The sequence below is a fragment of the Micromonospora chalcea genome (genome assembly GCF_002926165.1).
GTDB classification, from domain to species: domain Bacteria; phylum Actinomycetota; class Actinomycetes; order Mycobacteriales; family Micromonosporaceae; genus Micromonospora; species Micromonospora chalcea.
The window spans coordinates 1-1,037 of the sequence record NZ_MAGP01000091.1 but is presented as its reverse complement, the minus strand read 5'-3'; the positions used below and the strand labels follow the sequence as shown (position 1 = coordinate 1,037).

General features: G+C 71.8%; 1 protein-coding gene and 1 pseudogene. Both read right to left on the bottom strand.

Translation table 11 applies throughout. The features are described from left to right. Positions 1-220 precede the first annotated feature (220 nt). Positions 221-697 carry a hypothetical protein gene (locus BAW75_RS09085; protein ID WP_064447233.1) on the bottom strand — a complete coding sequence of 159 codons (477 nt, stop codon included), beginning with the start codon at positions 695-697 and terminating at the stop codon, positions 221-223. A 149-nt stretch (positions 698-846) separates the two neighbouring features. Beyond that, positions 847-1,037 (bottom strand): annotated as a pseudogene (locus tag BAW75_RS09080) (hypothetical protein); the annotation flags it as partial.

The window sequence follows — 1,037 nt, the reverse complement described above, 5'->3', positions numbered from 1 at the left end:
ACCGGAACATCCGCGTGCACCTGCCGCTGCACCTGACCCAGCTCCGCGCCCTGCGCCGCCAGCCCCACCTCGCCTGACCGCGGGACCGCCCGCCGCCGATCCGCCCCGCTCCCGTCGATCTTGGAGTTGTGGCGCCTGAAAGGCCGGACGTGCCGGAGTTGTCCACCGCCACAACTCCATGATCGGCGGCGGGGCGGATCGGCGGCGGGCGGTCCCGCGGTCAGGCGAGGTGGGGCTGGCGGCGCAGGGCGCGGAGCTGGGTCAGGTGCAGCGGCAGGTGCACGCGGATGTGCAGGTCCAGCGCCCTGCCCCAGGGCAGCGACTCGTCCACGTCCAGGTCGAAGCCCTCGCGTAGCACCGTGTCCACAGGTGTCTCCGCCGCCGGGCCGAGCCGGTCGGCCAGCGCGCACAGCTTCTGGCTGGTGGCCCGGAACAGCACCGCCAGGCCGTCCAGCCCGCCGCACTCGGACACCAGCGCGTCCAACTGCGGCCGGTGAATGGTGTCCAGGTCGTAGTAGGCGAACGGCGAACCCGCCAGCACCGCCTCGGTCGCCTCGCTCATCAGCTCGTCGTTGGCGGCGAGGTGCGCGACGATCTGCTCGGCGCTGAGTTGCCCCTCCGGCGGCGGCCCGAACCCGCCCGCGTCGATCTCCGCGAACAGTTCGTCGTACGCCTGCCGCAGTGCCGCGACGTCCACCTCGTCCATGTCCCGCATCCAACCCCCGTCGCTGCCGCGCCCACCCCGGCTACCGCGCCCGGTTCACCCGGACGGGTCCGGACAGGCGTGAAGGCCGGCACCCCGTTGGTTCGGGGTGCCGGCCTTTCGCTGTGTCTTACGTGTTCGTCTTAGCTGTTCCAGTGCTCGGCGACGAGGTCGGCGGCCTGCTGCTCCCACTGGGCGTAGTGGTCCGGGTAGGCGGACACCTGGACGGTCTGGGCGGCCTTGGTCAGCGGCATGTCCTGCCAGCCGTCGACCTGCTTGAGGCCCTTCAGGAACGCGGTGGTGGAGTATTCGGGGTCGGTGATCTGCTCGACCG